General features: G+C 46.0%; 19 protein-coding genes. 16 read left to right on the top strand and 3 right to left on the bottom strand.

Annotated elements, in window-relative coordinates; genetic code table 11:
• Positions 1-53 precede the first annotated feature (53 nt).
• On the bottom strand, positions 54-320 hold the full coding sequence (locus Q3W13_RS19395) for a hypothetical protein (RefSeq protein ID WP_302866606.1): 267 nt from the start codon (positions 318-320) through the stop codon (positions 54-56).
• A gap of 90 nt (positions 321-410) precedes the next feature.
• On the opposite strand from Q3W13_RS19395, the gene Q3W13_RS19390 reads away from it, so the two are divergent.
• The 3 genes from Q3W13_RS19390 to Q3W13_RS19380 all read left to right on the top strand — a co-directional run bounded on the left by Q3W13_RS19390 (position 411) and on the right by Q3W13_RS19380 (position 6,109).
• Positions 411-1,187 (top strand): ImuA family protein, encoded by a 777-nt coding sequence (locus Q3W13_RS19390; RefSeq protein ID WP_302866604.1) that lies wholly within the window; start codon positions 411-413, stop codon positions 1,185-1,187.
• A 199-nt stretch (positions 1,188-1,386) separates the two neighbouring features.
• Positions 1,387-2,892 carry a DNA polymerase Y family protein gene (locus Q3W13_RS19385; RefSeq protein ID WP_302866603.1) on the top strand — a complete coding sequence of 502 codons (1,506 nt, stop codon included), beginning with the start codon at positions 1,387-1,389 and terminating at the stop codon, positions 2,890-2,892.
• A 4-nt stretch (positions 2,893-2,896) separates the two neighbouring features.
• Complete coding sequence (locus Q3W13_RS19380; RefSeq protein WP_302866601.1) at positions 2,897-6,109, top strand: error-prone DNA polymerase; 3,213 nt, start codon at positions 2,897-2,899, stop codon at positions 6,107-6,109.
• Between the two features lie 389 nt (positions 6,110-6,498).
• Here the strand turns inward: Q3W13_RS19380 and Q3W13_RS19375 are convergent, their stop codons facing one another.
• Positions 6,499-7,677: a proline dehydrogenase family protein gene (locus tag Q3W13_RS19375; RefSeq protein WP_302866599.1), complete on the bottom strand. Its 1,179-nt coding sequence runs from the start codon at positions 7,675-7,677 to the stop codon at positions 6,499-6,501.
• Positions 7,678-7,853: 176 nt separating this feature from the next.
• Here Q3W13_RS19375 and Q3W13_RS19370 point away from each other — a divergent pair, with 176 nt between their 5' ends.
• The 8 genes from Q3W13_RS19370 to Q3W13_RS19335 all read left to right on the top strand — a co-directional run bounded on the left by Q3W13_RS19370 (position 7,854) and on the right by Q3W13_RS19335 (position 16,592).
• Positions 7,854-8,060 carry an RNA-binding S4 domain-containing protein gene (locus Q3W13_RS19370; protein WP_302866598.1) on the top strand — a complete coding sequence of 69 codons (207 nt, stop codon included), beginning with the start codon at positions 7,854-7,856 and terminating at the stop codon, positions 8,058-8,060.
• Between the two features lie 2 nt (positions 8,061-8,062).
• Positions 8,063-9,121 (top strand): 3-dehydroquinate synthase, encoded by a 1,059-nt coding sequence (gene aroB / locus Q3W13_RS19365; protein WP_302866597.1) that lies wholly within the window; start codon positions 8,063-8,065, stop codon positions 9,119-9,121.
• Between the two features lie 141 nt (positions 9,122-9,262).
• Positions 9,263-10,087, top strand: a complete 825-nt coding sequence (locus Q3W13_RS19360) for a sugar phosphate isomerase/epimerase (RefSeq protein ID WP_302866595.1) — start codon at positions 9,263-9,265, stop codon at positions 10,085-10,087.
• A gap of 277 nt (positions 10,088-10,364) precedes the next feature.
• Positions 10,365-11,273 carry a prephenate dehydratase gene (locus tag Q3W13_RS19355; protein ID WP_302866593.1) on the top strand — a complete coding sequence of 303 codons (909 nt, stop codon included), beginning with the start codon at positions 10,365-10,367 and terminating at the stop codon, positions 11,271-11,273.
• Positions 11,274-11,416: 143 nt separating this feature from the next.
• Positions 11,417-12,544: a chorismate mutase gene (locus Q3W13_RS19350; RefSeq protein WP_302866592.1), complete on the top strand. Its 1,128-nt coding sequence runs from the start codon at positions 11,417-11,419 to the stop codon at positions 12,542-12,544.
• Between the two features lie 161 nt (positions 12,545-12,705).
• Positions 12,706-13,989 carry a 3-phosphoshikimate 1-carboxyvinyltransferase gene (aroA, locus tag Q3W13_RS19345; RefSeq protein ID WP_302866590.1) on the top strand — a complete coding sequence of 428 codons (1,284 nt, stop codon included), beginning with the start codon at positions 12,706-12,708 and terminating at the stop codon, positions 13,987-13,989.
• Between the two features lie 185 nt (positions 13,990-14,174).
• Positions 14,175-15,266, top strand: a complete 1,092-nt coding sequence (gene aroC / locus Q3W13_RS19340; RefSeq protein WP_302866589.1) for a chorismate synthase — start codon at positions 14,175-14,177, stop codon at positions 15,264-15,266.
• Positions 15,267-15,377: 111 nt separating this feature from the next.
• On the top strand, positions 15,378-16,592 hold the full coding sequence (locus tag Q3W13_RS19335; protein ID WP_302866588.1) for an MFS transporter: 1,215 nt from the start codon (positions 15,378-15,380) through the stop codon (positions 16,590-16,592).
• A gap of 13 nt (positions 16,593-16,605) precedes the next feature.
• On the opposite strand, the gene Q3W13_RS19330 is transcribed toward Q3W13_RS19335, so the two are convergent.
• A complete protein-coding gene (locus Q3W13_RS19330) occupies positions 16,606-17,190 on the bottom strand; it encodes a TIGR00730 family Rossman fold protein (protein WP_302866586.1) in 585 nt (194 codons plus the stop codon).
• A 135-nt stretch (positions 17,191-17,325) separates the two neighbouring features.
• Between Q3W13_RS19330 and Q3W13_RS19325 the strand changes: the two genes are divergently transcribed.
• From Q3W13_RS19325 to Q3W13_RS19305, 5 genes are all read left to right on the top strand, one after another.
• Positions 17,326-19,944 (top strand): glycoside hydrolase family 2 protein, encoded by a 2,619-nt coding sequence (locus Q3W13_RS19325; protein ID WP_302866585.1) that lies wholly within the window; start codon positions 17,326-17,328, stop codon positions 19,942-19,944.
• Between the two features lie 52 nt (positions 19,945-19,996).
• Positions 19,997-21,049, top strand: a complete 1,053-nt coding sequence (locus Q3W13_RS19320; RefSeq protein WP_302866584.1) for a sialidase family protein — start codon at positions 19,997-19,999, stop codon at positions 21,047-21,049.
• A 90-nt stretch (positions 21,050-21,139) separates the two neighbouring features.
• The gene (locus Q3W13_RS19315) at positions 21,140-21,526 is read left to right on the top strand and encodes a hypothetical protein (RefSeq protein ID WP_302866583.1); all 387 of its coding nucleotides are present in this window, start codon (positions 21,140-21,142) and stop codon (positions 21,524-21,526) included.
• A gap of 168 nt (positions 21,527-21,694) precedes the next feature.
• The gene (locus Q3W13_RS19310; RefSeq protein ID WP_302866581.1) at positions 21,695-22,996 is read left to right on the top strand and encodes a hypothetical protein; all 1,302 of its coding nucleotides are present in this window, start codon (positions 21,695-21,697) and stop codon (positions 22,994-22,996) included.
• A gap of 55 nt (positions 22,997-23,051) precedes the next feature.
• Entirely contained in the window at positions 23,052-23,561 is a 510-nt protein-coding gene (locus Q3W13_RS19305; protein ID WP_302866580.1) for a DUF3347 domain-containing protein, read from the top strand.
• Positions 23,562-23,807: the final 246 nt, after the last annotated feature.

Genomic DNA, 23,807 nt, shown 5'->3' with positions numbered 1-23,807 from the left:
TTTAATTTACCTAAGTATTTAACCTAACGGAAGGAGCAAGCTTGTTGATTACCTTATCCCTCCACCTTCAAAATAAACCTCGCCAGCTGCTCCTGCTCCTCTACACTCAGCACGTTCCCGTCATAAATCCAGTATCCTTCGGCATCAAATAGTATCTGCCCTAAATAATCGGGGTCATGTTCAAAGGCCGTGTACAGCTGGTAGGCGGTTATTCTGCCTTTGCTTTCTAAATCGGGTATCACGCGTACCACTTCGCCGGGCGCGTTTTTGCGCTTTATCCAGGCTTTACCCTCTGTTAGTAGTAATGAATTGTTCATCATGATGAAAACAAAATTGGAAAAAATTTTGTAATAATTTATATAAAATGCTAAAAAAATTAGCATAACTTTGTGTTACGGAAATGAACAATAATGCACGAGCCCAAAAAAGATATCATCAGCAAGCTGCAAAAGGATATTTTGCTTTGGCAGGGTTTTACCCCTCCAGCCGCCGGTAAGGCTAAAGGCGTAGGGCTCGGCCCGCTGGAATCTGCATTCCCAAACAAGGTTTTTCCAACCGGTGCCATTCACGAAATGCTGTGTCCAGACCGCGAACACACCGCTGCAACCGCCGGATTGATAAGCGGTATATTGTCCAGCCTGATGAAGCAAGGCGGAGCATGCCTTTGGATAGGTACAATGCGCAGGCTTTTCCCACCGGCAACGGCCTTGTTTAATATAGAGCCCGACCGCATGATTTTCATCGACTTGCAGCGCGAACGCGATGTGCTGTGGGCTATGGAAGAAGCTCTCAAATGCGAAGGGCTTGCCGCAGTGGTAGCCGAGGTACGCGAAATAAGCTTTATGCAATCGCGCCGTTTGCAGCTGGCTGTTGAAGAAAGCAAGGTGACCGGCTTTCTGCTACGCACCGACTTAAAAAAGCTGACCACTACCACCTGTGTAGCCCGTTGGAAGATTAGCCCGTTACCCAGTAAGCTTGATGAAGGACTTCCCGGAATTGGTTTCCCCCGCTGGCAGGCAGATTTACAAAGAGTACGCAACGGCACACCCGGCAGCTGGCAGCTGGAATGGGCGGGCGGGCAGTTTATGCCTGTTGAGGAAAACATAGCAGCAAAAGGTATCGGTTATGAACCGGCGAGGGTGCATACGGGAGAATTTATGCCTGAGGAAACAAGGATGGCGGGATAATTTTTTGCAGGAATGTATCTATTGAAAGGGCCGCACCGCAGGTGGGTAATATTATGAATAACGTTTTTGCGTGCCGTTAAGCAGGCTACTATCACGCTGATATGCAACGCGGTGTTTCATAACTGCGACACGTAACTATTTGAATTGGTATTTTTTACTAAAATCAGGCCCCGATGGAGCCAGAAGCAACTACCCCAAAATGAAAAAGCGTTTCCTATCTCTTTGGTTCCGTCATTTAACGACGGACTGGCTAACGCTCCGGCGGCCCGAGTTACGGGATACACCTTTTATTTTGGCAGCACCTGAACGTAACCGCATTATTGCGATGGCTGTAAACCCTGTTGCCGAATTACAAGGCATAACGGTTGGCATGGCCTCTGCCGATGCCAAGGCGATGGTACCCGAAATACAAGTGATTGATGATATTCCCGGTCAAAATTATAAATTGTTAAAGGCGCTTGGCGAATGGTGTATCCGATATACTCCGCTGATTGCCATAGATATGCCCAATGGATTGCTGATGGATATTTCGGGTTGCGCCCATTTATGGGGGAGCGAGCATGACTACCTGAAAGAAATAGTCACCCGCCTGCGTAGCAAAGGCTACGATGTGCGTGGAGCGATAGCCGATACAGCGGGAGCGGCATGGGCAATTGCCCGTTTTGGCCGGGTTAAACCTATAATTGAACCTGGTGCGCAGGCCGAAGCATTATTAACCCTGCCGCCAACAGCCCTTCGTCTTGAACCCGTAGTGCTGAACCGGCTGCAAAAGCTTGGCTTTTATGCTATTAAAAACTTCATTACCCTCGGGCGTTCAGTATTGCGCCGTCGTTTCGGCAGTGAATTTATGTTGCGTCTCGACCAGGCTTTGGGTATTGAGGATGAACCTTTGCAATTGCTTCAGCCCGTTGAACCTTACTCGGAGCGGCTGCCTTGCCTGGAACCTGTACGGACAGCTGAGGCTATTGAAATTGCCATCAAAACGCTCCTTGTAAATCTTTGTCACCGTATGGCCGGTGAAGGCAAGGGCGTGCGTACAGCTATACTAAAATGCTACCGTGTTGACGGCAGGATAATACAAACTGGCATCGGCACCAATCAGCCCACGCATCATGTAATTCATCTGTTTAAACTGTTCGAACTAAAAATTTCTACTATCGAGCCTGCTTTAGGCATTGAGCTGTTTACGCTTGATGTGCCAAAATATGAGGACGTTTCGTCGGATCAGGAGGCATTATGGTCGCCGGAAGGCTGCGGACTCACCGATACCAGCCTGGCCGAGTTGCTCGACAGGCTGGCCAACAAAATCGGCGCCGGTAATATTCACCGTTACCTGCCGCAGGAACATTACTGGCCGGAGCGCTCATTTAAACCGGCCATCTCATTAAAAGAAAGGCCAGCCACCTCCTGGAGGACAGACAGGCCCCGCCCTTCGCTGCTGCTCAACAAGCCCGAGCGTATCGAGGTAATGTTTCGTATACCCGACTATCCGCCAAGCTTATTCATTTATAAAAACAAAATCCACCGTATTGAAAAGTCTGATGGGCCGGAACGGATCGAGCGGGAATGGTGGATAGAGGACGGAGAGCACCGTGACTATTACCAGGTTGAGGATGAGGAAGGGCAGCGGTATTGGCTGTTTCGGTTAGGGCATTATACAGGCGACCAGAGCAAGCAATGGTTTATTCATGGTTTTTTTGCATAGTGTTATGGAATATGCAGAGCTACAGGTAACAAGTAATTTCAACTTTCTCCGGGGTGGTTCTCATCCGGAAGAGTTGGTAAGACAAGCCATTAAGCTTGGTTACCACGCTATTGCTATAACCGACAGAAATACTGTAGCTGGCCTTGTTCGTGCCCATCGTATCGCTAAAATCGAAAATTTCAAATTCATCCCTGCCTGCCGACTTGATTTATTGGACGGCCCAAGCCTGATGGCGTATCCTACCGATGTTTACGCCTGGACCCGGCTGTCCGGGTTGCTAACCAAAGGCAATCTTCGCACTGAAAAAGGCAAATGCGATTTATATAAAAAAGATGTTTTTGAGCATGCCGGAGGAATAAAGTTTATTGTGATTCCCCCTGCCCAGCTAAATGAGCGGTTTGATTTTGATGATGATTTTAAGCGAAATCTTAAAGAATATAAAGCAGCTTTAGGTGAAAACCTTTACATAGCCGCCAGCCAATTATACAATGGCGATGATGCCAAACGCCTTTATCGTATATCGAAATTGGGTGTACCCATGGTGGCTACCAATAATGCATATTATCATGAAAAATCCCGTCGTGAGCTTCAGGATGTAGTCACTTGTGTACGCGAGAAGTGCACCATCAGCAATGCGGGTTTTAAACTTCATGCTAATGCCGAGCGGTATTTAAAAGAACCCCGGGAAATGAAGCGCCTGTTTGCTGATTACCCCGAGGCCATTACCCGGACCATTGAAATTGCGGATGCCTGCCAGTTCTCGCTCGACACCTTAAAATACCTGGAACCCGAATGGGTTAGCCCGGACGGACGGACTGCTGATGAGCATTTGGCTGAGCTTACGTGGGAAGGTGCTAAAACCAGGCTAAAAAAGGGCATGACAGAAAAAATCCGTAACCAAATACAATTTGAGCTGGATTTTTTTAAACGAAAAGGGTTTGCTCCGTATTTTTTGCGGATATATGAATACACTCAAAAGGCAGAAGAATTAGGCATATTGCACCAGGGGCGTGGCTCTGCAGCAAATTGCACGGTTTGTTATTGCCTGGGGATAACACCAGTTAGTCCGGAAGAATCGAGATTGCTCTTTGAAAGGTTTATGTCAGACGCGCGTGAGGAATGGCCCGATGTAGATGTTGATTTTGAACATGAGCGGCGGGAGGAAATTATGCAGTGGATATATGAAAAGTACGGCCGGGAATATGCTGCAATAGTTGCAACCGTTACACAGGAACGGCACAAAGGAGCCATCCGTGATGTGGGCAAGGCTATGGGGTTATCGGAAGATACCATTAAACGACTGGCCGGGGCGATCTGGGATTTTTCAGAAGAGGCCTTTGACCGTGAACGCATTATTGCACAGGGCCTGAATCCTGATGATCCTTACCTGCACAAGGTTCTGCAGCTTACTGAAGAGCTGATGGGTTTCCCCCGGCAACTGGGGCAGCATACCGGGGGTTTTGTCATCACCCGCTGCAAACTCAGTGACATTTGCCCGGTGATGAATGCCCGAATGGAAAACCGCACTCAATTGGAATGGAACAAGGATGATTTGGAAATACTGGGTATTTTAAAGGTGGATGTGCTGGCTCTCGGCATGCTTACCTGTATTCGCAAGGCTTTTGATTTAGCTAAACAACATTATGGCTTAAATCTTACGCTGGCCAATATTCCGCCGGAAGACACCGCGGTTTATGATATGATATGCCATGCTGATACGCTTGGCGTTTTCCAGATAGAGAGCCGTGCACAGATGTCAATGCTGCCTCGTCTGAAACCAAGGGTATTTTATGACCTTGTAATAGAAGTAGCCATTGTTCGGCCCGGCCCTATACAGGGGGATATGGTGCACCCATATTTGCGCAGACGGGACGGAATCGACCCGATTGAATATCCTAAAGAAGAATTACGGCCTGTTCTGGAACGCACCAAAGGTGTCCCTTTGTTCCAGGAGCAAGCTATGGAAATTGCCATGGTAGCCGCTGATTTTAAAGCCGAAGAAGCCGATCAGTTACGCCGTAGCATGGCTACATTTAAAGCTAAAGGAGAAGTGAGTAATTTCAGGGATAAGCTGGTGAAGGGCATGGTTGGTAAAGGATATGAAGAAGAGTACGCCAAACGCATATTTAAACAGTTAGAAGGCTTCGGCAGCTATGGTTTTCCCGAAAGCCATGCCACCAGCTTTGCTTATTTGGTATATATTTCAAGCTGGCTTAAATGCCATTACCCGGATGTTTTTGCCGCCTCGTTATTGAACAGTCAGCCCATGGGCTTTTACCAGCCTGCGCAAATAGTAATAGATGCGCAAAAGCATGGTGTTGTGGTTCGGCCTGTTGATGTAAATCATTCCATGTGGGATAATACTTTAGAGGAGATAGATGGAAAATATTGCGCCCTTCGTCTTGGTTTTCAGCAAGTGAAGGGTTTAAATGAAGAGGATATGTTAGCCTTGATTAAATCGCGCGGAACAGGTTACACAGCTATCCACCAAATACATGACGCCGGTGTGCCACAGGCCCAGATTGAAAAGCTTACGGATGCAGATGCCTTCCGCTCTATAAACCTCGACAGACGGGCCGCATTATGGGAAGTACCTGCATTAAGCGATAAACCCATCGGCCTTTTTGCCGGGCAACCATCAGAAAGCAGTAAGGAAGCGCAGATTAGTCTGCCCTTTATGACACCCGCAGAGCACGTAATACAGGATTATGCAGCCACCGGGTTATCGCTCAAGGCGCATCCGGTAAGCTTTGTGCGGAACCAGCTGAACATGCTTAATGTTACCGAAAACGGCAAACTGCCTTTGCTAAAAAATGGCGACCGAGTAAAGGTGGCTGGATTGGTTACCGTACGCCAGCGGCCGGGCACAGCCAAAGGTGTTTTATTTATTACCATTGAAGATGAAACCGGCTTCAGCAACCTGGTGGTCTGGGATCAGGTTTTTACCACTTATCGAAAGGAAATTTTGCAATGCCGGCTGTTAATGGCTGAAGGCAAGGTACAAATTGAAGGCGAGGTTATTCATATAGTGGTGAAACGCTGCTATAATATCACCAGGCTATTACGGGGGCTCACCCCAGTTGAAACTGATGATGTGCCTGTGCTCACTTTAGCCCGCGGAGATGAAACTACTTCGCCTGTTCCTGATGAACGCAACACGCCAAAGGAAAAGCTGGTAAAGAATGATCCGTTTCATAAGGGGAGGAATTTTATGTAGAGACGGGAAAGTCCGAAAAGTCTGTAAAGTCCGGAAGGTGAAATATTAACCCGTAACAACAATTCTAAAACCTTGCAGGTTTGAAACCTGTGCAACTGACACGGGGGCAATTCATACGTCGACGATAAGTACGGTATTGACGTAGATGATCTGTATCAGATAGATGATATATTGCCACCAACCTAAAAGGATAAATACATAATCGAGATTACACCCGGCAGCCAGTTAAATTTCTGATTACGGGGATGAACCGGGTAGCAATTCCGTCGCTGGTCTTCGCCCCGGCCGCTGCCTCTCCCGGCAATAACAAAATTTATAAACTAACCAAGCAAAAGCAAACAGTTATGCCGACTGCACTTTTAATAAGGCTCTGTATCTCTACGGCTACTTCACTTTTTTCTACGTTTCACTTCCTTCGTTATCAAGCTTAGTTCACGGCTCATCTGGCCTGCTATAGCCGTATTTTCCTGCGCGCGGCGGAACAAATAGGGCAATACAGCTTTTATAGGGCCATAAGGCACATACTTTGCTACGTTGTAATTCGCATTGGCGAGGTTAAAGCTCAGGTTATCGCTCATACCCAGCAATTGAGAAAAATATACGTGTGGGTGTTTATGGTCAATTCCTTTCTTATCCATCATTTCCGCCAGCTTACGGCAGCTTTCTTCATTATGAGTGCCGGCCACAAAGGCAACGCTATCGATGTTATCAGTACAGTAATCTAATGATAGGTCATAATCCCTGTCTGATGATTGCTTGTCGGGCTGTATGGGCGACGGATATCCTTTTTCATCTGCACGCTTGCGCTCTTTCTCCATATAAGCGCCGCGAACCAACTTTGCGCCCAGGATAAATCCATCATTTACAGCAGCCCGGTGGTCGTCTTTTATCGATTGCAATTTATCATGACGATATAGCTGGTACGTATTATAAACTATCGGTCTTTCTTTATTAAAGCGCTGCATCATATTCAAAGCCAGGCCATCAATAGTTTTCTGTATCCAGCTTTCTTCCGCATCGATCATTACAGGAATATTGGCTTTATAAGCCCGCTCACAAACAGCTAATATACGGGCTTGCACTTTTGCCCACTCTCCTTGCTCTTCACTGGACAGCACTGTACCTGCATCAAGTTTTTCTAACAGTGAAAAACGCCCCACACCAGTAATCTTAAACACGGTAATTGGCACAGCTTTGTCCACCGCCGCTCTGTCAATCGTACGGATGATTTCGTCGCGGGTGCTGTCAAATACCTGCTCGTCGTCCTCTCCTTCTATCGAGTAATCCAGTATAGTGCCAACACCACCGTCGTAGAGGTTTTTGATAGTTTTGTCGCATTCGGCAATGGTTTCACCTCCGCAGAAATGTTTAAAAATGGTAGCCTTGATCAAACCTTTAATAGGCAACCCTATCTTAATGGCAAAATTGGTGACCGGCGGGCCAATTTTCACCAGGAAGTTAACATTGATTACTTTAAACAACCAATAGGCGCGTTTAAGGTCAGAATTTGAGGCATGCCGGAAAGCTATCTCCGTATTCTCGAAAGACAAATTATTTTTTTCAGTCATGGGTCAGTTAGTAGCCAGTCCATAGACCATGGACCATAGTCGATAGAGAATAACAGGTAGATACCGGCTATGGTCTACGGTCCATGGTCTATGGACTACAAGCGAAGCGGATGCAAAATTATAAATTGCAAGCCAAATATCTCATTATTCGTTGAATAGTTTATTTTTGCTGCCCAATGATTGAATTTAAAGTTGACGGCGACCATATACCGCTGATACAATTATTAAAAGCCACCAACCTGGTACAAACCGGCGGCGAGGCGCAAATAGTTGTAACAGAGGGACAAGTAATGTACAACGGCCACGTTGACTACCGCAAACGCCTGAAAGTGCGCCGGGGCGACACTGTTGAATTTGCCGGTGAGGTTATCAGAGTGATATAATTATGAAAACCATCCAAAGCGATAGTTACCCTATTTTTTTTGAAGACAGCATTGCCGAATTAAAAAAATTCGTACAGACAGGCAATTATTCACGCTCTTTTATCCTGACAGATGAGCATACTTCCGTCCATTGCCTCCCCCTTGTGCAGGCAGCATTTGCAGGCGAAGAAAATTTTGACATCATTGAAATTAACTCGGGCGAAGAAAACAAGAATATCGATTTCTGTATCGGCATCTGGAAGATGCTTATCGACTTTGAGGCCGACCGCAAAGCTTTAATGATCAACCTTGGTGGTGGCGTAATTACCGATATGGGCGGATTTGCCGCATCAACCTTTAAACGCGGAATTGATTTTGTGCAGGTGCCTACTACTTTATTGTCTCAGGTTGATGCGTCTGTTGGGGGAAAAACAGGTATCGATATGGATAATATCAAGAACATCATCGGCACGTTTACACAGCCAAAGGCAGTATTTATTTCCGAAGAATTTTTAAAAACACTTCCTCCCCGCCAGATACTATCCGGAACTGCCGAAATGCTGAAGCATGGCTTAATCATGGACGCCGCTTACTGGCAAGCGTTAAAAAACAGCGATCTTAGTAAACCCACGCCTGAACTTATTTACCGCTCGGTAGAAATAAAAAATGAGGTGGTTATTCAGGACCCAAAAGAAAAAGGCATCCGCAAGGCACTGAATTTCGGGCATACGATCGGTCACGCAGTGGAAACCAACTCATTAATAAACGATAAAGACCCGCTTACTCATGGCGAGGCCATAGCTTTAGGGATGATCTGCGAGGCATATCTTTCGTATAAAAAAACCGGCTTGCGTGCTGATGAACTTGACGAAATTGCAAAAGTTGTCCTCGGCCTTTATCCTAAATACAACCTGGCTGCTACCGATTATAAGCAACAGTGCGCCATTATGCTAAAGGACAAGAAAAACCAGAACGGCAAAATAAACTGCACTTTACTTACAAGGATTGGTGAATGCTCCCTCGACAATATTTGCACAGAGGAGGAACTTTGCGAGAGTTTAGCTTATTATGCGGGTTTGTAGCAGGAGATAATCTTTTGACAGTGTGCTTCTCAGGAATAGAACCGCTGGCTACGTTTCTAATAGCAGTGTTGCTACCGTTAGTGCCATAAAACAACCAATTTAGTACATAGGATTTAACCTGATTTATTACCACATTTGGCTATGCAAATCAAATTCTTTTGCCCCAAATGGGGATCTGATAATATTACCTGGGATAATTTCTGCGCTAAAGTAAAGGGAGCCGGTTTTGACGGCATCGAGACACCTGTGCCGTTTGAGGCCGACGAACGCAAAGAAATAGCTGACGCATTAAAAAACCACGGCCTTTTATTAATCGGCCAATATTACCAGTCGTTCGAAAAAGATTTGGAACTGCAAAAGCAGAGCTATAAAAAGCACCTGGAAAACATAGCGGAACTAAAGCCCATCCTTATCGATTCGCAAACTGGTAAAGACTATTTCACCGCCGCACAAAACAGCGAGTTATTCAAATTGGCATCCGAATTTACAGAGCAAACAGGTATCACGGTTGCACATGAAACCCATCGCAATAAAGCGTTGTTTGCCGCGCATATAACCAAACAGCTATTGGATGCTAATCCACGCATAGTTATCACCGCTGATTTCTCACATTGGTGTAACGTATCCGAAAGCCTGCTGGAAGACCAGGAAGAAGCTGTGGATACCGCCATAAGCAGGACGTTGCATATCCACGCGCGGGTAGGTCACGGCGAGTCGGCCCAGGTAAGCGACCCGCGTGCTCCGGAATGGGCGGCCGAAGTACAAGCGCACCTGAACTGGTGGGACAAGATTATAAACCACCGTTTGTCAAGCGGCGCTGAATTGACAACCATCACACCGGAATTCGGTCCTGCGCCTTATATGCCTGCGCTTCCTTACACCAAAATGCCGGTTGCTAATCAGTGGGATATTAACGTTTATATGATGACTTTACTAAAGGAACGGTATCACCATATTGCAGGGTAGTGAATTAAACGATTCAAACCAGGAATGTCCGGTGTCACCAAATAATATTCTGTTTACCTCCTCAATTTTCAAAAAAATAAAATTTTCTATTGACAACATCATTTTAAACCGTACATTTACGTCGGAATAAAAAAACAATGAAATTTAACAGCGCATATTTTTACGGATACTACTTTTACTTTACCAGTAAGAGCCGGGACTGATATGCACTAACAAACATATAAGAAACTGAAAAGTCCCGGCCCGAAAGAGCCGGGACTTTTTGCTTAAGGGAAATATGAAAACAGAAAAACCTAGAGTTGCCATACAGGGGATACGTGCTTCCTTCCACGAGGAGGCCGCATTTCAATATTTTGGAGAAGATATTGAAACCATTGAATGCAATTCATTTAAGCAAACATTTGAGGCCTTAAAAAATAAAAAGGCCGACTATGTGGTGATGGCTATCGAAAACAGCATCGCCGGCAGCATTTTACCGAATTACTCACTGCTGCTTAGCTATGGTTTCCCGGTAATTGGCGAAGTGTACCTGCCTATACAGCTGCACCTGATGGCATTGCCGGGCGTAAAATTCGAGGACATTAAATATGTAACTTCCCACCCTATTGCTATCCGCCAGTGCGTAGATTTTTTTGACGAATATCCGCAGCTGAACATTGTGGAAAGCAATGACACTGCGGCCTGTGCCAAACGCATCCGTGATGAGCAGTTAACCGACACTGTGGCCATCGCCAACTCATTGGCTGCACGCCTTTATGGATTAGACGTGCTGGAGCGCCGGATAGAATCGAACAAAAAGAATTTCACCCGTTTCCTGATATTAGCTCATCATGAAAATGTACCAAAAAAGAATCATAATAAGGCTTCACTGTGTTTCCAGGTAAGCAATACGGTAGGCGCTCTGGCCAAAGTGCTTAATATTTTTGCCGAGCAGGAACTGAATATGAGCAAAATTCAAAGCATGCCGGTGCTGGGTAAACGTAATGAGTACAATTTTTATGTAGATGTGGAATGGAACGACACAAAACAGTACGACACCGCCATACGCCAGATATTAAAATACACCCAAAACTTTAATATTCTGGGTGAGTATGAACGCCACGACGAAGAAGGCAACAGCTTGCCGAAAGACGCGGCAACCGAAAGAGTCCCGAGGAAGTATATTAAAATGAAGAAGATGAGCTGAAGTCGGAAAAGTCCGGAAAGTCGGAAAGTCCGAAAGAAGGTAAAAGCTTACAAAAAAAATTAAATAGACAACAAATACAATAATTAACCATAAAAACTTTCCGGTACTTTTCGGACTTTACCGACTCCCGGATCCAAAAAACTATGAAACTGAATTTAAACATACAGCCATTATCATCCTGGATTAAAACAAACAACGAACCGTTGTTGATTGCAGGACCGTGCAGCGCCGAAACTGAAGACCAGTTGGTAGCCACTGCGCATTTATTAGCCAGGACAGGCCGCGTATCAGCCTTACGTGCAGGTATCTGGAAACCGCGTACCCGCCCGGGTGAATTTGAGGGTATAGGCAGCATTGGCCTGCAATGGCTCAAACGCGCCAAGGAAGAAACCGGTCTGCCAACAGCCGTGGAAGTTGCCAATGCCAAGCATGTAGAAGAAGCATTGGGCGCAGGGGTTGATATTTTATGGGTGGGCGCCCGTTCTACCGTGAACCCCTTTACCGTACAGGAAATTGCTGACGCGCTACGAGGAGTAGATGTGCCCGTAATGATTAAAAACCCCGTAAACCCTGATCTGTCTTTATGGATTGGCGCTATCGAGCGTATCAATAACGCGGGCATTACCAAACTTGCAGCTATTCACCGCGGTTTTTCATCGCACGAAAAAAGCGCTTTTCGCAATGAGCCCATGTGGGACCTGGCCATCAGCCTTAAAACTATTGCCCCTGAACTGCCTTTAATTAACGATCCAAGTCATATTACCGGCAACCGCGACCTGATTGGCTATATCTCTCAAAAAGCGCTTGACCTTGATATGCAGGGTTTGATGATAGAATCGCACATCGACCCTACTGTAGCCTGGACTGATGCTAAGCAACAGGTTACCCCCGAGGCATTGGCCGATATTATTGAACACCTTACTTTGCGTAAGCCGGAGATACGCAATGCCGATGTTAAGGACAAACTGCAGGAACTGCGTAACCAGATTGACAAAATTGACGACCTGGTTATCCAAAAAATGGCTGAACGTATGAAAATTGTTGAGCAGATTGGCAACTACAAAAAGGATAACAACATCACCATTTTGCAGGTTAATCGTTGGGACGATATTTTGCAAAAACGTACCAGCTACGCCAAAGCCTTGAAACTTAGCACCGAGTTTACTGAAAAACTGCTGGAGCTTATCCATGCTGAATCCATCCGTAAACAAACCGAGATCATGAACAAGGACGAGGCTGGACAGGCTGCAGAAAAATTAACGCACGCGTAATTTTTTTGTGTGGAGTTGCAGAGACAAGTGCAGATACAGAAATATTGCGCCTCTGCAACAATTTTAAATATAGGGAAGCAATACTTGCATCTCTTAACATGCAAATTATCAAATGCACAATCAGGGACGCAAGTATTGTGTCTCTACATGCAATGTTTTAAATGAAACACAACATCATCCTTACCAAAAGAGACAAATCTGCGAAAGGTACGGTGCACCTCACCGGTTCTAAAAGCGAGTGCAATCGTGCTTTAATTATTGAGGCGTTGAGCAATGGTAAGGTTAAAGTAGAGAATATATCAGATGCGGCCGACGCCGTTTTGCTGGCAGGCATTCTGCGTTCAGATAAACAATTGGCTGTTAGTGGAAATGATAATTCTGCCAGCGAAAATACGGTATCCGAAATCAACATCGGTCCTGCCGGTACGGCAATGCGCTTTTTAACTGCATATTTTACCTTGCAGGATGAAGAAGTAATATTAACCGGCAGCGCGCGCATGAAACAACGGCCAATAGGCATTTTGGTGGACGCCTTGCGGGAGATCGGCGCGCAAATTGATTATGTTGAAAATGAAGGCTTCCCTCCTATACATATAAAGGGCGGTTTGGTGCAGGAATCGAACAAGGTTAGCGTAAAAGGAGATATCAGCAGCCAATACATTACGGCATTATTGCTTATTGCGCCACGGCTGCCTTTGGGTTTGGAACTGCATATTGAAGGTGAATTAACATCAAAGCCCTATGTAGAAATGACGCTGGCGATGTTGCAAAGTGTGGGTATACAGCACAGCTGGGAAGACAATGTCATCGCGATAGCAAATCAGGAATTTGCCGAGACCTCCATCCATGTGGAACCGGACTGGAGCGCCGCATCTTACTGGTACGCCATAGCCGCATTGGCAGATGAAGCGGAATTATTTCTGCCCGGCTTAACTCAATACAGCCTCCAGGGCGACAGCGTTATCACCGAGATAATGGCTAACTTTGGGATCACTTCACAGTTTAAAGATGGAGGTGTATACTTGCAAAAAGAACCGAAGCCGGTTATCCGCAAGATATTCGACATGAAGGAATGCCCGGACCTGGCCCAAACCGTAATTGTGGTTTGCGCGGCGCTGGGACATGAGGCTACCTTTACAGGCCTTGAAACCCTCAAGATAAAAGAAACCGACCGTATTGCGGCATTGCAAAATGAGCTGGCCAAAATTGGTGTAAAGCTGATTGAAAAAGGCCAGGTTTATAAGCTGGACTGCAGCGAAAAAAGCATTCCCAACCGTATATTTGTAAACACCTACCACGACCACCGCATGGCTATGGCCTTTGCACCGCTCGCTTTGATAGTTCCGGAAATTGAATTTGAAGATGCTGATGTGGTAGAAAAATCGTATCCCGCATTTTGGAAGGATTTGAAGAAGGTGGGTTTCACAACGGAGGTAAAGAGCTAAAGGTTAAATTTTGTCATTGCGAGAAGGAACGACGAAGCAATCCCTTCGCATGCATTACGGACTACGCATAGAGGTTAAATCATAACGACGAGATTGCTTCGTTCCTCGCAATGACAAACGGAGAATCGTAAAATCAGTTTAATCGCTGAAATAATCCTCAAATCGGTGTAATCAAAAAAAATATAATGGCAGGTAATTCATTCGGACAAATATTCAGGATAACAACTTTTGGCGAATCGCATGGCGAGGCTATCGGCGTAATTATAGACGGCTGCCCGGCGCAACTTAAGGTGGATTTGGATTATATACAGGGCGAACTGGATAAGCGTAAACCAGGTCAGTCAAAAATCACCACGCAGCGTAAGGAGAGCGACACGGTAAAAATACTTTCCGGTGTGTTTGAAGGTAAAACAACGGGGACACCCATTGCCATGTTGATACCGAATGAGGATCAGCGTTCAAAGGATTATTCGCACAACGTAGATGTTTTCCGGCCGTCGCATGCAGACTACACCTATCAAACTAAATATGGTATCCGCGACCATCGCGGTGGTGGCCGCTCATCTGCCCGGGAAACTGCGGCGCGTGTGGCAGCCGGCGCATTAGCCAAATTACTGCTAAAAACACAAGGTATTGATATTGTTGCCCACGTAAGCAGCGTTGGCAAAATTGATGCACCTAATGTTGAAATAAAAAGTGCGCAGGAGTTTATAGACGAGCGCGAGAAAAACATTGTCCGTTGTGCTGACCCGGCAACCGCAGAAGAGATGATACAATTTATCGATTCCGTACGCAAACAGGGTGACACCGTCGGCGGAAAGGTTAGCTGCCATATTTTAAATTGTCCTGCCGGCTTAGGAGAGCCTGTTTTTGACAAGCTGCATGCTGATATGGGCAAGGCCATGCTGAGCATAAACGCTGTACACGGCTTTGAATATGGTTCCGGCTTTGCAGGCAGTGAAATGCGCGGCACCGAGCATAATGACATATTTATTAAAAATACTTCAGGCGACGTCAAAACCCTCACCAATTATTCAGGCGGTATACAGGGCGGCATCAGCAATGGCATGCCGATAGAATTTAAAGTCGCATTTAAACCTGTAGCTACCATTATGCACAACCAGGCAACTATCGACTCACAAGGCAACGCTGCGGAAATATCCGGCAAAGGCCGCCATGACCCTTGCGTGGTGCCGCGTGCCGTGCCAATTGTGGAAGCTATGGCTGCGCTGGTTTTAGCCGATCATTTATTAAGGCACAGGAGCAGCGTTATATAACGAATAACAGAAAGACTAAAGATCGAATCTTTTTATTAATATAAGGCGGTTTGCTTTGGTCTTTCTCCTTCGGGCTTTATCCTTTCGGCGCAGCCGTTTATATTTGCCGCTATGCTGGCCTCCTTCATCCAATTATACAAAAATGCATACAGCGGACTCTCGCGTAACAGCTGGTATCTGAGCGCGGTAATGTTGATCAACCGCAGCGGAACAATGGTAGTGCCGTTTATGAGCATTTATTGTATCAGGCAACTGCATTTTTCCATTGTGCAGGCGGGCATAGTGATGACCATGTTCGGTGCAGGCTCCATCAGCGGCGCTTTTGTAGGTGGTAAACTTACTGACAGGATAGGCTTTTACGACTTGCAGGTTGGCGCTCTTTTCAGCGGCGGCATACTTTTTCTTGTTTTGGGTTATCAAACAACCTTTTTAACCGTATGTATCGCTACGTTTATTTTAAGCTTTTGCAATGAGTCGTTCCGGCCGGCAAACTCCACAGCAATAGCGCACTACAGTACGCCTGAGAATAAAACCCGTTCCTATTCGCTTAACAGGCTGGCCATTAACATTGGCTGGGCTGTCGGAGCGGGCTTGGGCGGCCTGGTTGCATCTATTAATTATCATTTGCTGTTTTGGGTTGATGGCATTACCAATATACTCGCCGCATTGCTGCTGTTAAAACTGATGCCGAGGGCAAGCGTAGTGAGTACCATAAAAAAAATGGAGGAGGGCATCCAAAAAATGTCGCCATACAAAGATGGGATTTACCTGTTTTTTATCCTGTTTTCTACTTTATTCGGCATGTGCTTTTTCCAGTTCTTTATTATGGAACCGGTGTTTTATAAGCTGAACTGGCACTTTAGCGAACGTTTTATCGGTACACTGATGGCGCTTAATGGCATACTCATTGGCGTAGTAGAGATGCTGTTGGTACACAACCTGGAAGGAAAAAGGCATGGATTGATTTATGTGGTGGCAGGCGTTTTAATGGGCGCGCTTGGTTTCATTCTTTTGATCTATTTGCAGGCAAGTGTATTTGCCGCACTGCTTGTGGTAATATTAATGACTTTTAGCGAAATGCTGAGCATGCCGTTCCTGAATTCGTTTTGGATAAGCAGGAGTAACGAGTATAACCGGGGAGAATATGCGGCATTGTACACAATGTCGTGGTCGGCGGCACAAATTTGTGCGCCGGTGCTGGGTGGTGTTATAATAGCTTATGGGGGTTTTAGCTTGTTATGGTGGGCCCTGTTTGGCTTAAGTGTGGTTGCCGGGGCGGGGTATTATTGGTTGTATAGATTTATTTCCAGGCAGCCCGGAGTTTAGGGAATAAAGCACTTTACGTCAAATTTCTATCTCTAAACCAAACTTCATCCGGCTTGATTTCGATGTTATTCATCAGGTTTACCAGTTCAATCGGGTCGCCGGAACTTAATACAAGTTCCCGGTTGGCCGGTTTCAGGTATCGCTGCTCTACCATCAGATCCATCTGCTGCAGCAGCAGGTCGTAAAAACCATTTACATTTAGTATGCCTACCGGGTGGTTGTGCAAACCCAACTGCAGCCAGGTTAACACCTCAAAAAATTCTTCCAGGGTACCAAAGCCGCCGGGCAGCATGATGATCCCATCACAGAGATCATTCATGATTTGCTTGCGCTGGTGCATGCTATCAACAATGTGCAGCTCGGTCAGACCTGTATGACCAACTTCCTTGTCCATTAAAAATTGCGGGATAACCCCTATAGCTTTACCGGCTTTGGCCAAAACTGCATCCGCCAATAAGCCCATCACGCCAACCCTGCCGCCGCCAAATACCAAAGTTATGCCGCGGGTTACCAAAACTTCGGCTAGTTGTTCAATAGCAGCGGCCAGCACTTTATCGCCGTTAAAATTGGCTCCGCAAAAAACACAAATCGCTTTCATAATAAGTAGTGCTTTTGTAGGGCCGAAGGTCGTAAAAAGTATGTTATGGATTAAAGTTTACCGTATTATTTTATTAAAATTGTTAACCAATTACATCCACCGGGTATTCGCGACTTCAATTGTCAAAAATCATTTATGATGAAAAAAACGCTACTTTTCGCTCTGCTCGCTGTAGCGGGCTGTTATTCGTTTGCGCAGGTACCTGCCGAAAACTACCGCCAATTGCTGAAAGAGGGCTGGAACATGCAGTCGGCAATAACCGACGTTTCTTCCGGGAGCCAAATTTCGACCACCGCATTTAATGCCGGTAACTGGTACAAAGTGAGTGTGCCCACCACAGTTATTGCAGGACTAATAGCCAACAAAGTTTATGATTTCGATCCCTTCTTTGGCCGTAATTTCGAAAAGCTGAATGATGCCCGGCTGGATAAACCCTGGTGGTTCCGCAAAGAGTTTAAGCTGCCCGCATCAGAAAACGGGAAAAATGTAGTATTAAAATTACAGGGAGTAAATTACAAAGCCAATGTTTGGCTTAATGGCAAATTAATTGCCGACTCTACTCAAGTGATGGGTCCGTTCCGCATCATCGAGCTGGACATTACTAAGAATATAAATTATGCCGGCAGTAACGTATTGGCGTTAGAAGTTAAACGGCCCTTCGACCCTAATAAACGCGGTGGGGACCTTGCTATCGATTATGCCGACTGGATACATTATCCGCCCGATTTCAATAACGGCATTATCAATAATGCAGAGATAAAAACGTTCCGTAAAGCAGGCGTTGAATATCCGTTGGTAACCACTAAATTCGACTTGCCGTCGCTTGCGGTAGCCCATTTAGAAGTTGATGCCATGGCGGTTAATTATACCGACGAGCCACAGGACGCTACGGTTAAAGGCAAAATAAACGGAACAATCAGTTTTATACAAAAAGTACACCTTAAGCCGCGCGAAAAGAAACAGGTTACCTTTAGTTCCGCAAAGTATCCGCAGCTGAATATTAAAAAACCGCGCATCTGGTGGCCCTGGGAATATGGTAAGCCTGAGCTAAACCGCATCGAACTTTCCATGCACACCGGCGGTAAATTAAGTAATCAATTATCCGAAACCTTTGGCATCCGGCAGGTATCGTCGGTAATGATTGATAACAACAAGGCCCGGGAGTTTGTAATAAACGGCAAACCGATTATGCTGCGCGGAGCTGCCTGGTCGCCCGATATTTTCCAGCGCCGCTCAAGACTGCGCCAGGAGCAGGAACTCAAACTTGTCCGGGATATGAATATGAACATCGTTCGCTCCGAGGGCAAGCTGGAAGACGACAGTTTCTACGAAATTTGCGACCGCGAGGGCTTACTGGTAATGAGCGGCTGGATGTGCTGCGGCGCATGGCAATATCCCGAAAAATGGGATGCCGCTAAAAGAAGTGTGGCTATGGCGTCGGACAGCAGCGTAATGTATTGGCTTCGTAACAAGCCTTCTATGCTCACCTGGCTTAACGGCAGCGACATGCCTCCACGTGATAAAAAGGTTGAAGCAGACTGGCTATCCATCGAGGCCGATTTGAAATGGCCTAATCCGACTATCGCCAGCGCTAATGAGACTGCATCAAAAGTATCCGGTCCAACAGGCGTAAAAATGGCTGGCCCCTATGATTGGGTTCCCCCCGCCTACTGGGAGGCGGATACCGGCAAATATGGCGGCGCCTGGAGCTTTGCTACAGAGATTTCTCCCGGCCCTTCTATCCCACCCTATGAAAGCTTAATTAAATTTTTGCCGAAAGACTCCATCAATAATAAAAGCTCGGATTGGCTGTACCACTGCGGCACCATGCAGTTTGGCAACACTAAAATTTTTGATACCGCCCTGTATGCACGGTATGGAAAGCCCGCAGATATGATGGATTACATAAACAAAGCCCAACTGCAGAATTATGAAGGCCACCGTGCCATGATGGAAGGATATGGCTTAAAGAAATATAATAATGCAACCGGCGTGGTGCAATGGATGTTAAGCAACCCATGGCCAAGCCTCATCTGGCATACCTACGATTATTACCTCTACCCTGCGGGCACATATTTCGGTATGAAGAAATCGCTCGAGCCGCTGCATGTGATGTATTCGTATAACACCAACAGTGTTAACATCATTAACTCATGGCAAAAGGCGTATAGTGGCTTAAAGGTTAAAGCAACGGTTTATAACCTGGACGGTAGCCAAAAGTTCAGCAAGGAAGTAACCGCCAATGTGGCCGGCGATGGCACCAGGCAATGCTTTGTTTTGCCAACTATTGCCAACTTAACCGATGTTTATTTTGTAAGATTGGAACTTAAGAATGCTGCCGGCAAAGTAGAAAGTATCAACTGGTATTGGCTATCTTCAAAAAAAGACGAGCTGAACTGGAAAAAATCGACATGGTATTATACGCCACAGTCGGCCTTTGCAGATTACAGCCCGCTCAGCAGCATGCCTAAAACTACTTTAAAAGTAACGCATACAGCAGGTAGTAACAAGGCCCGGCCTGCCTACCAGGTAACGATAAAGAACACGGGTAAAGCAGTCGCATTTTTTGTACACATACGGGCATTAAAAGAAAAAGGCGGAGATGACATACTACCGGTAATATTCGGGGACAATTATATCAGCCTTGCACCTGGCGAAAGCAGGACAATAAAATGCAGCTATGAAAGCAGGGATGCAGGGAGCGGTAAACCTTATTTTTTGGTGAATGGGTGGAATGTGGATGAGGTAAAATAGCCTGGTACATATTTGGTGGTTTAGTAACCCGCTGTTTATATTTGTTAATATTATGAAAAAAATCTATCCGGCTATCTTGCTGGCCGCTTTTCTGCTGCTCAGTATATCGTCATCAAAAAGCCTAACCGGCGTATTATCAAACGGAGAACAACCGCAGCTGGCTGTAGATGCCAAAGGAGTAATACGTGTCGTGTTCGGCAGGCAAGACCAGGTATTTTGTGCTACATCAGTTGACAAAGGCTTCACTTTTTCAGAACCGGTACTGGTAGCTACAATCCCGGGCATGCATTTAGGCATGTCGCGCGGACCGCAGCTCGCTAGTTCAGACGGTATATCGGTAATCACCGCGATGGACAAAACCGGCAATATTCATTGGTTCAGGCTTTATGGCAACTCCGGTAACTGGCAGCCTATGGGCATGGTCAATGATCTCGGCAAATCCGCACCTGAAGGTTTGATGGGGCTTGCTGCTGACCATAAAAATAATTTTTACGCCGTTTGGCTCGACACGAGGACAGGCGGCAGAAATCAAATCTATTTTTCTTCACTAACGGCCAGGGCCGGTAAATGGTCAAAAAATATATTGGCTTACCAATCTCCGGACGGGCACACCTGCGAATGCTGCAAACCCAACATCGCCGTAAAAAACGGTGAAGTTGTAATTATGTTCAGGAACTGGCTTAATGGTTCGAGGGATTTATACATAACCAAATCAATTAACGGCGGTAAAACTTTCGCTGCTGCCGAAAAGATGGGCCGTGATACCTGGAAACTGAACGGCTGTCCGATGGATGGCGGCAGCATTTCTATCGACAACAGCAATGCCATCGAAACTACCTGGCAGCGCAAGGGGATGGTCTATTTTGCCGAGCCCGGAAAGGCCGAAATATTCATTGCAAACGGCCGCAACCCGGGTATTGCAGGTACGGGCGCCGATCCATTGATATCCCTTCAGAATAATGATACTGTTAAGCTGGTATCTGTCAAAAATAAAAATGTTATCACCGTAGGAAACGGCGGCTATTTGAAATCGGCCCGGTTGCCTGGCGATAAAATCTTTTGCGTTTGGGAAGATAATAAGACCATCAGGTTTAGGAATTTTTAAAGTGTTATTTAATATCCCGCCGCTCAATTTTACATCATCTAAACAATTATTATAATCGCGTGTACAATTAATCGGTAACTTTGCCTTTGCATGAAAAAAGCTGCTGTATTAAGTATCACCGCATTTTATTTGCTGCTGACAACGGGAATGTTCGTCTGCATGGTGCATTGTACAGCTGCAAACTTTGCTTCCACGCCAGTCATGCCAATGGCTATGGGTCACCATGGCATGGCTTGCTGTAAACAAAGCAAAAAAGACTGCATCCAAAAGCATGGCAGTTATGTTATTAAAGAAAATATAAAGCCTGCAACCGAAGTACAATTCGGCCAGGTTGCTATACCGGCACCTCAGCTGCAATTGGCAAATTTTGTAACAGCGACACCTTTTGTCCGGGTTATTTTACCGCAGCAAACCAAGGCGCCTCCTGATAAATCGGGCAGAGCCATTATTATACAAAACCATTCCTTCCTTATTTGATGAGGCATAGTCCTCTTCTATCCCGGCAGGGGCAATTTCTGCCCGTTGCCTCAATTCACTATTTATTTTATTTGATGGCCCGCCATCTGTAATCATACATTTATGAAATACTTTCTTACAGTCGTTTTTTGCGGATTGATGTTCAGCGCATTCTCCCAAAAAATGAATATGAACGATACTGCAAAGCATCATCACATGATGATGACTGACACTGCCAAAAAGAAAAAAATGCCCGGAATGGATATGGGCGAAAAATCAATGGGTGGCATGGAGATGATGATGAGCAGTTCCCAATCCAAAAATCTGCCGATGGAGCGCAATGGCTCCGGCACCAGCTGGCTGCCGGACGCTTCGCCTATGTATGGCATAATGTTTCATCACAAGGAATGGATGTACATGCTGCACGGCAATATCGCATTCAGGTATACCAACCAGGACTTTGCCAATAAAGGCAGCCGTGGCGGGCACAAGGTTGATGCGCCCAACTGGTTTATGGGCATGGCGCAGCGTCCGGTAGGTAAAAACGGACTGATCAGCTTTAACCTGATGATGTCGCTCGATCCACTGACGGAACACGGACCTGGTTATCCGCTGCTGTTTCAAACCGGTGAAAGCTGGAATGGAGTCCCCCTTGTCGACCGCCAGCATCCGCACGACCTGTTTGCGGAACTTGCTGCTACATACACGTACGCCTTCTCAAAAAAGACCGACCTGAGCTTTTACCTGGGCTATCCCGGCGAGCCTGCCCTGGGGCCTGTTGCCTTTATGCACCGGCCGTCTGCCCTTGCCAACCCCGATGCCCCCCTGAGCCATCACTGGTCGGACGCCACGCATATTACATTTGGCGTGGCTACCGTTGGCTTCCGGTATGATCAATTTAAAATAGAAGGCTCGTTATTCACCGGCCGGGAACCTGACGAAAACCGTTACAATTTTGACAAACCGCGCTTTGATTCATGGAGTACAAGGCTTGATTATAATCCCTCGGAGAACTGGGCGCTGCAAGTGTCGCACGGCTTTATTAAAAGCCCCGAAGCACTTATGCCTGCAGAAGATGTACATCGTACCACTGCCTCAGCAACATACAGCCTGCCTTTCGGCAACAGTAAGACATTCAACGCCACTGCGGTTTGGGGCATGAACAAAACCGCAGGTCACGCCGCTGATAATTCAATTTTACTGGAGGGCGATATCCGCATCAAAAAGCTGGATGCCTACACCCGGTTTGAATTCGTACAGAAAACAACCGAAGAACTGAATTTAAACCCGCTTGCTTATGGCGACGACACGATTTTTCCTGTAAATGCTATCACCCTGGGTTTGAATTATGATTTATTGAAGGTTGGGCCACTAAACCTTGCAGCCGGTGGCCAGCTTACTTATTATGGCGTGACAAAAAAACTGACCAGTCTTTACGGCTCTGGTCCGATGGGTGGTGAAGTATTTTTAAGACTTTATCCGCGTTTATAATAAAGGATGTCTTAATTTTACTATACCGATTAATCAACTTAATAAAATAAGCTATATGAAAATTTTAAAAGCATTATGCCTTATATTGATAATGGCGCTTATAATTCCATCAGCCAGGGCCAGCCGCTTAGCCGGAAACCCCATAGACAAAATTGTGACCGCTTACCTGGATGTTAAGAATGCACTGGTAAATGGCGACGGTAATACTGCTTCGGCAAAGGCCAAAGATCTGGTTAATGCCCTGTCGGCCAATACGGCCGCCGAATTATCAGCTGATCAGCAAAAGACTTTTGCGAAATTTCGGGATAAATTATTATTCGATGCCCGGCATATCAGTTCGGTAAACATTGTAGATCACCAGCGGGAGCATTTCGAAAATTTATCAGCAAATATGTATGATGCCCTGAAAGCGTTAAAATTGAATACCACAACACTTTACGAGCAGTATTGCCCAATGAAAAAGGCTTATTGGCTGAGCGAGACCCAGCAAATTAAAAACCCTTACTTCGGCAGTCAAATGCTTACCTGCGGAAAGGTAACAGCAACGCTGGCGCCTGCAAAGTAAGTACTGGCTATTTATGCGTACCGCGCCGCATACCTGCGAACAGCGCTCATCGCGTAAAGTTCTTTTATTCCTGCGTGCTGGTCTTTCCAGCACGCTTTTTTATTTTTTATTTATGGTAATGATGCCAAAAATAGTTGGTGGTAATAGGGAAAAAAAGTGCTAAATAGCCTATGCAGATATAAGGGGAATCGGGCTCTGCAGCGGTGCAACCTGCCAGCAATAATATTTGCGAACGATACCATGGCC

The sequence above is a fragment of the Mucilaginibacter sp. L3T2-6 genome, assembly GCF_030519355.1.
Taxonomy (GTDB): domain Bacteria; phylum Bacteroidota; class Bacteroidia; order Sphingobacteriales; family Sphingobacteriaceae; genus Mucilaginibacter.
The sequence above is the reverse complement of the archived record's forward strand: the minus strand, read 5'-3'. Positions and strand labels throughout refer to the sequence as shown.

Excerpts from the sequence above, each read along its gene's own strand:
- Q3W13_RS19360 (WP_302866595.1), top strand. The coding sequence starts at position 9,263 with ATGCAAATCAAATTCTTTTGCCCCAAATGGGGATCTGATAATATTACC.
- Q3W13_RS19390 (WP_302866604.1), top strand. The coding sequence starts at position 411 with ATGCACGAGCCCAAAAAAGATATCATCAGCAAGCTGCAAAAGGATATT.
- Q3W13_RS19375 (WP_302866599.1), bottom strand. The coding sequence starts at position 7,677 with ATGACTGAAAAAAATAATTTGTCTTTCGAGAATACGGAGATAGCTTTC.
- Q3W13_RS19335 (WP_302866588.1), top strand. The coding sequence starts at position 15,378 with ATGCTGGCCTCCTTCATCCAATTATACAAAAATGCATACAGCGGACTC.
- Q3W13_RS19350 (WP_302866592.1), top strand. The coding sequence starts at position 11,417 with ATGAAACTGAATTTAAACATACAGCCATTATCATCCTGGATTAAAACA.
- aroA (WP_302866590.1), top strand. The coding sequence starts at position 12,706 with ATGAAACACAACATCATCCTTACCAAAAGAGACAAATCTGCGAAAGGT.
- Q3W13_RS19305 (WP_302866580.1), top strand. The coding sequence starts at position 23,052 with ATGAAAATTTTAAAAGCATTATGCCTTATATTGATAATGGCGCTTATA.
- Q3W13_RS19325 (WP_302866585.1), top strand. The coding sequence starts at position 17,326 with ATGATGAAAAAAACGCTACTTTTCGCTCTGCTCGCTGTAGCGGGCTGT.
- Q3W13_RS19395 (WP_302866606.1), bottom strand. The coding sequence starts at position 320 with ATGATGAACAATTCATTACTACTAACAGAGGGTAAAGCCTGGATAAAG.
- Q3W13_RS19320 (WP_302866584.1), top strand. The coding sequence starts at position 19,997 with ATGAAAAAAATCTATCCGGCTATCTTGCTGGCCGCTTTTCTGCTGCTC.
- Q3W13_RS19385 (WP_302866603.1), top strand. The coding sequence starts at position 1,387 with ATGAAAAAGCGTTTCCTATCTCTTTGGTTCCGTCATTTAACGACGGAC.
- Q3W13_RS19380 (WP_302866601.1), top strand. The coding sequence starts at position 2,897 with ATGGAATATGCAGAGCTACAGGTAACAAGTAATTTCAACTTTCTCCGG.
- aroB (WP_302866597.1), top strand. The coding sequence starts at position 8,063 with ATGAAAACCATCCAAAGCGATAGTTACCCTATTTTTTTTGAAGACAGC.
- Q3W13_RS19315 (WP_302866583.1), top strand. The coding sequence starts at position 21,140 with ATGAAAAAAGCTGCTGTATTAAGTATCACCGCATTTTATTTGCTGCTG.
- Q3W13_RS19355 (WP_302866593.1), top strand. The coding sequence starts at position 10,365 with ATGAAAACAGAAAAACCTAGAGTTGCCATACAGGGGATACGTGCTTCC.
- Q3W13_RS19310 (WP_302866581.1), top strand. The coding sequence starts at position 21,695 with ATGAACGATACTGCAAAGCATCATCACATGATGATGACTGACACTGCC.
- aroC (WP_302866589.1), top strand. The coding sequence starts at position 14,175 with ATGGCAGGTAATTCATTCGGACAAATATTCAGGATAACAACTTTTGGC.
- Q3W13_RS19370 (WP_302866598.1), top strand. The coding sequence starts at position 7,854 with ATGATTGAATTTAAAGTTGACGGCGACCATATACCGCTGATACAATTA.
- Q3W13_RS19330 (WP_302866586.1), bottom strand. The coding sequence starts at position 17,190 with ATGAAAGCGATTTGTGTTTTTTGCGGAGCCAATTTTAACGGCGATAAA.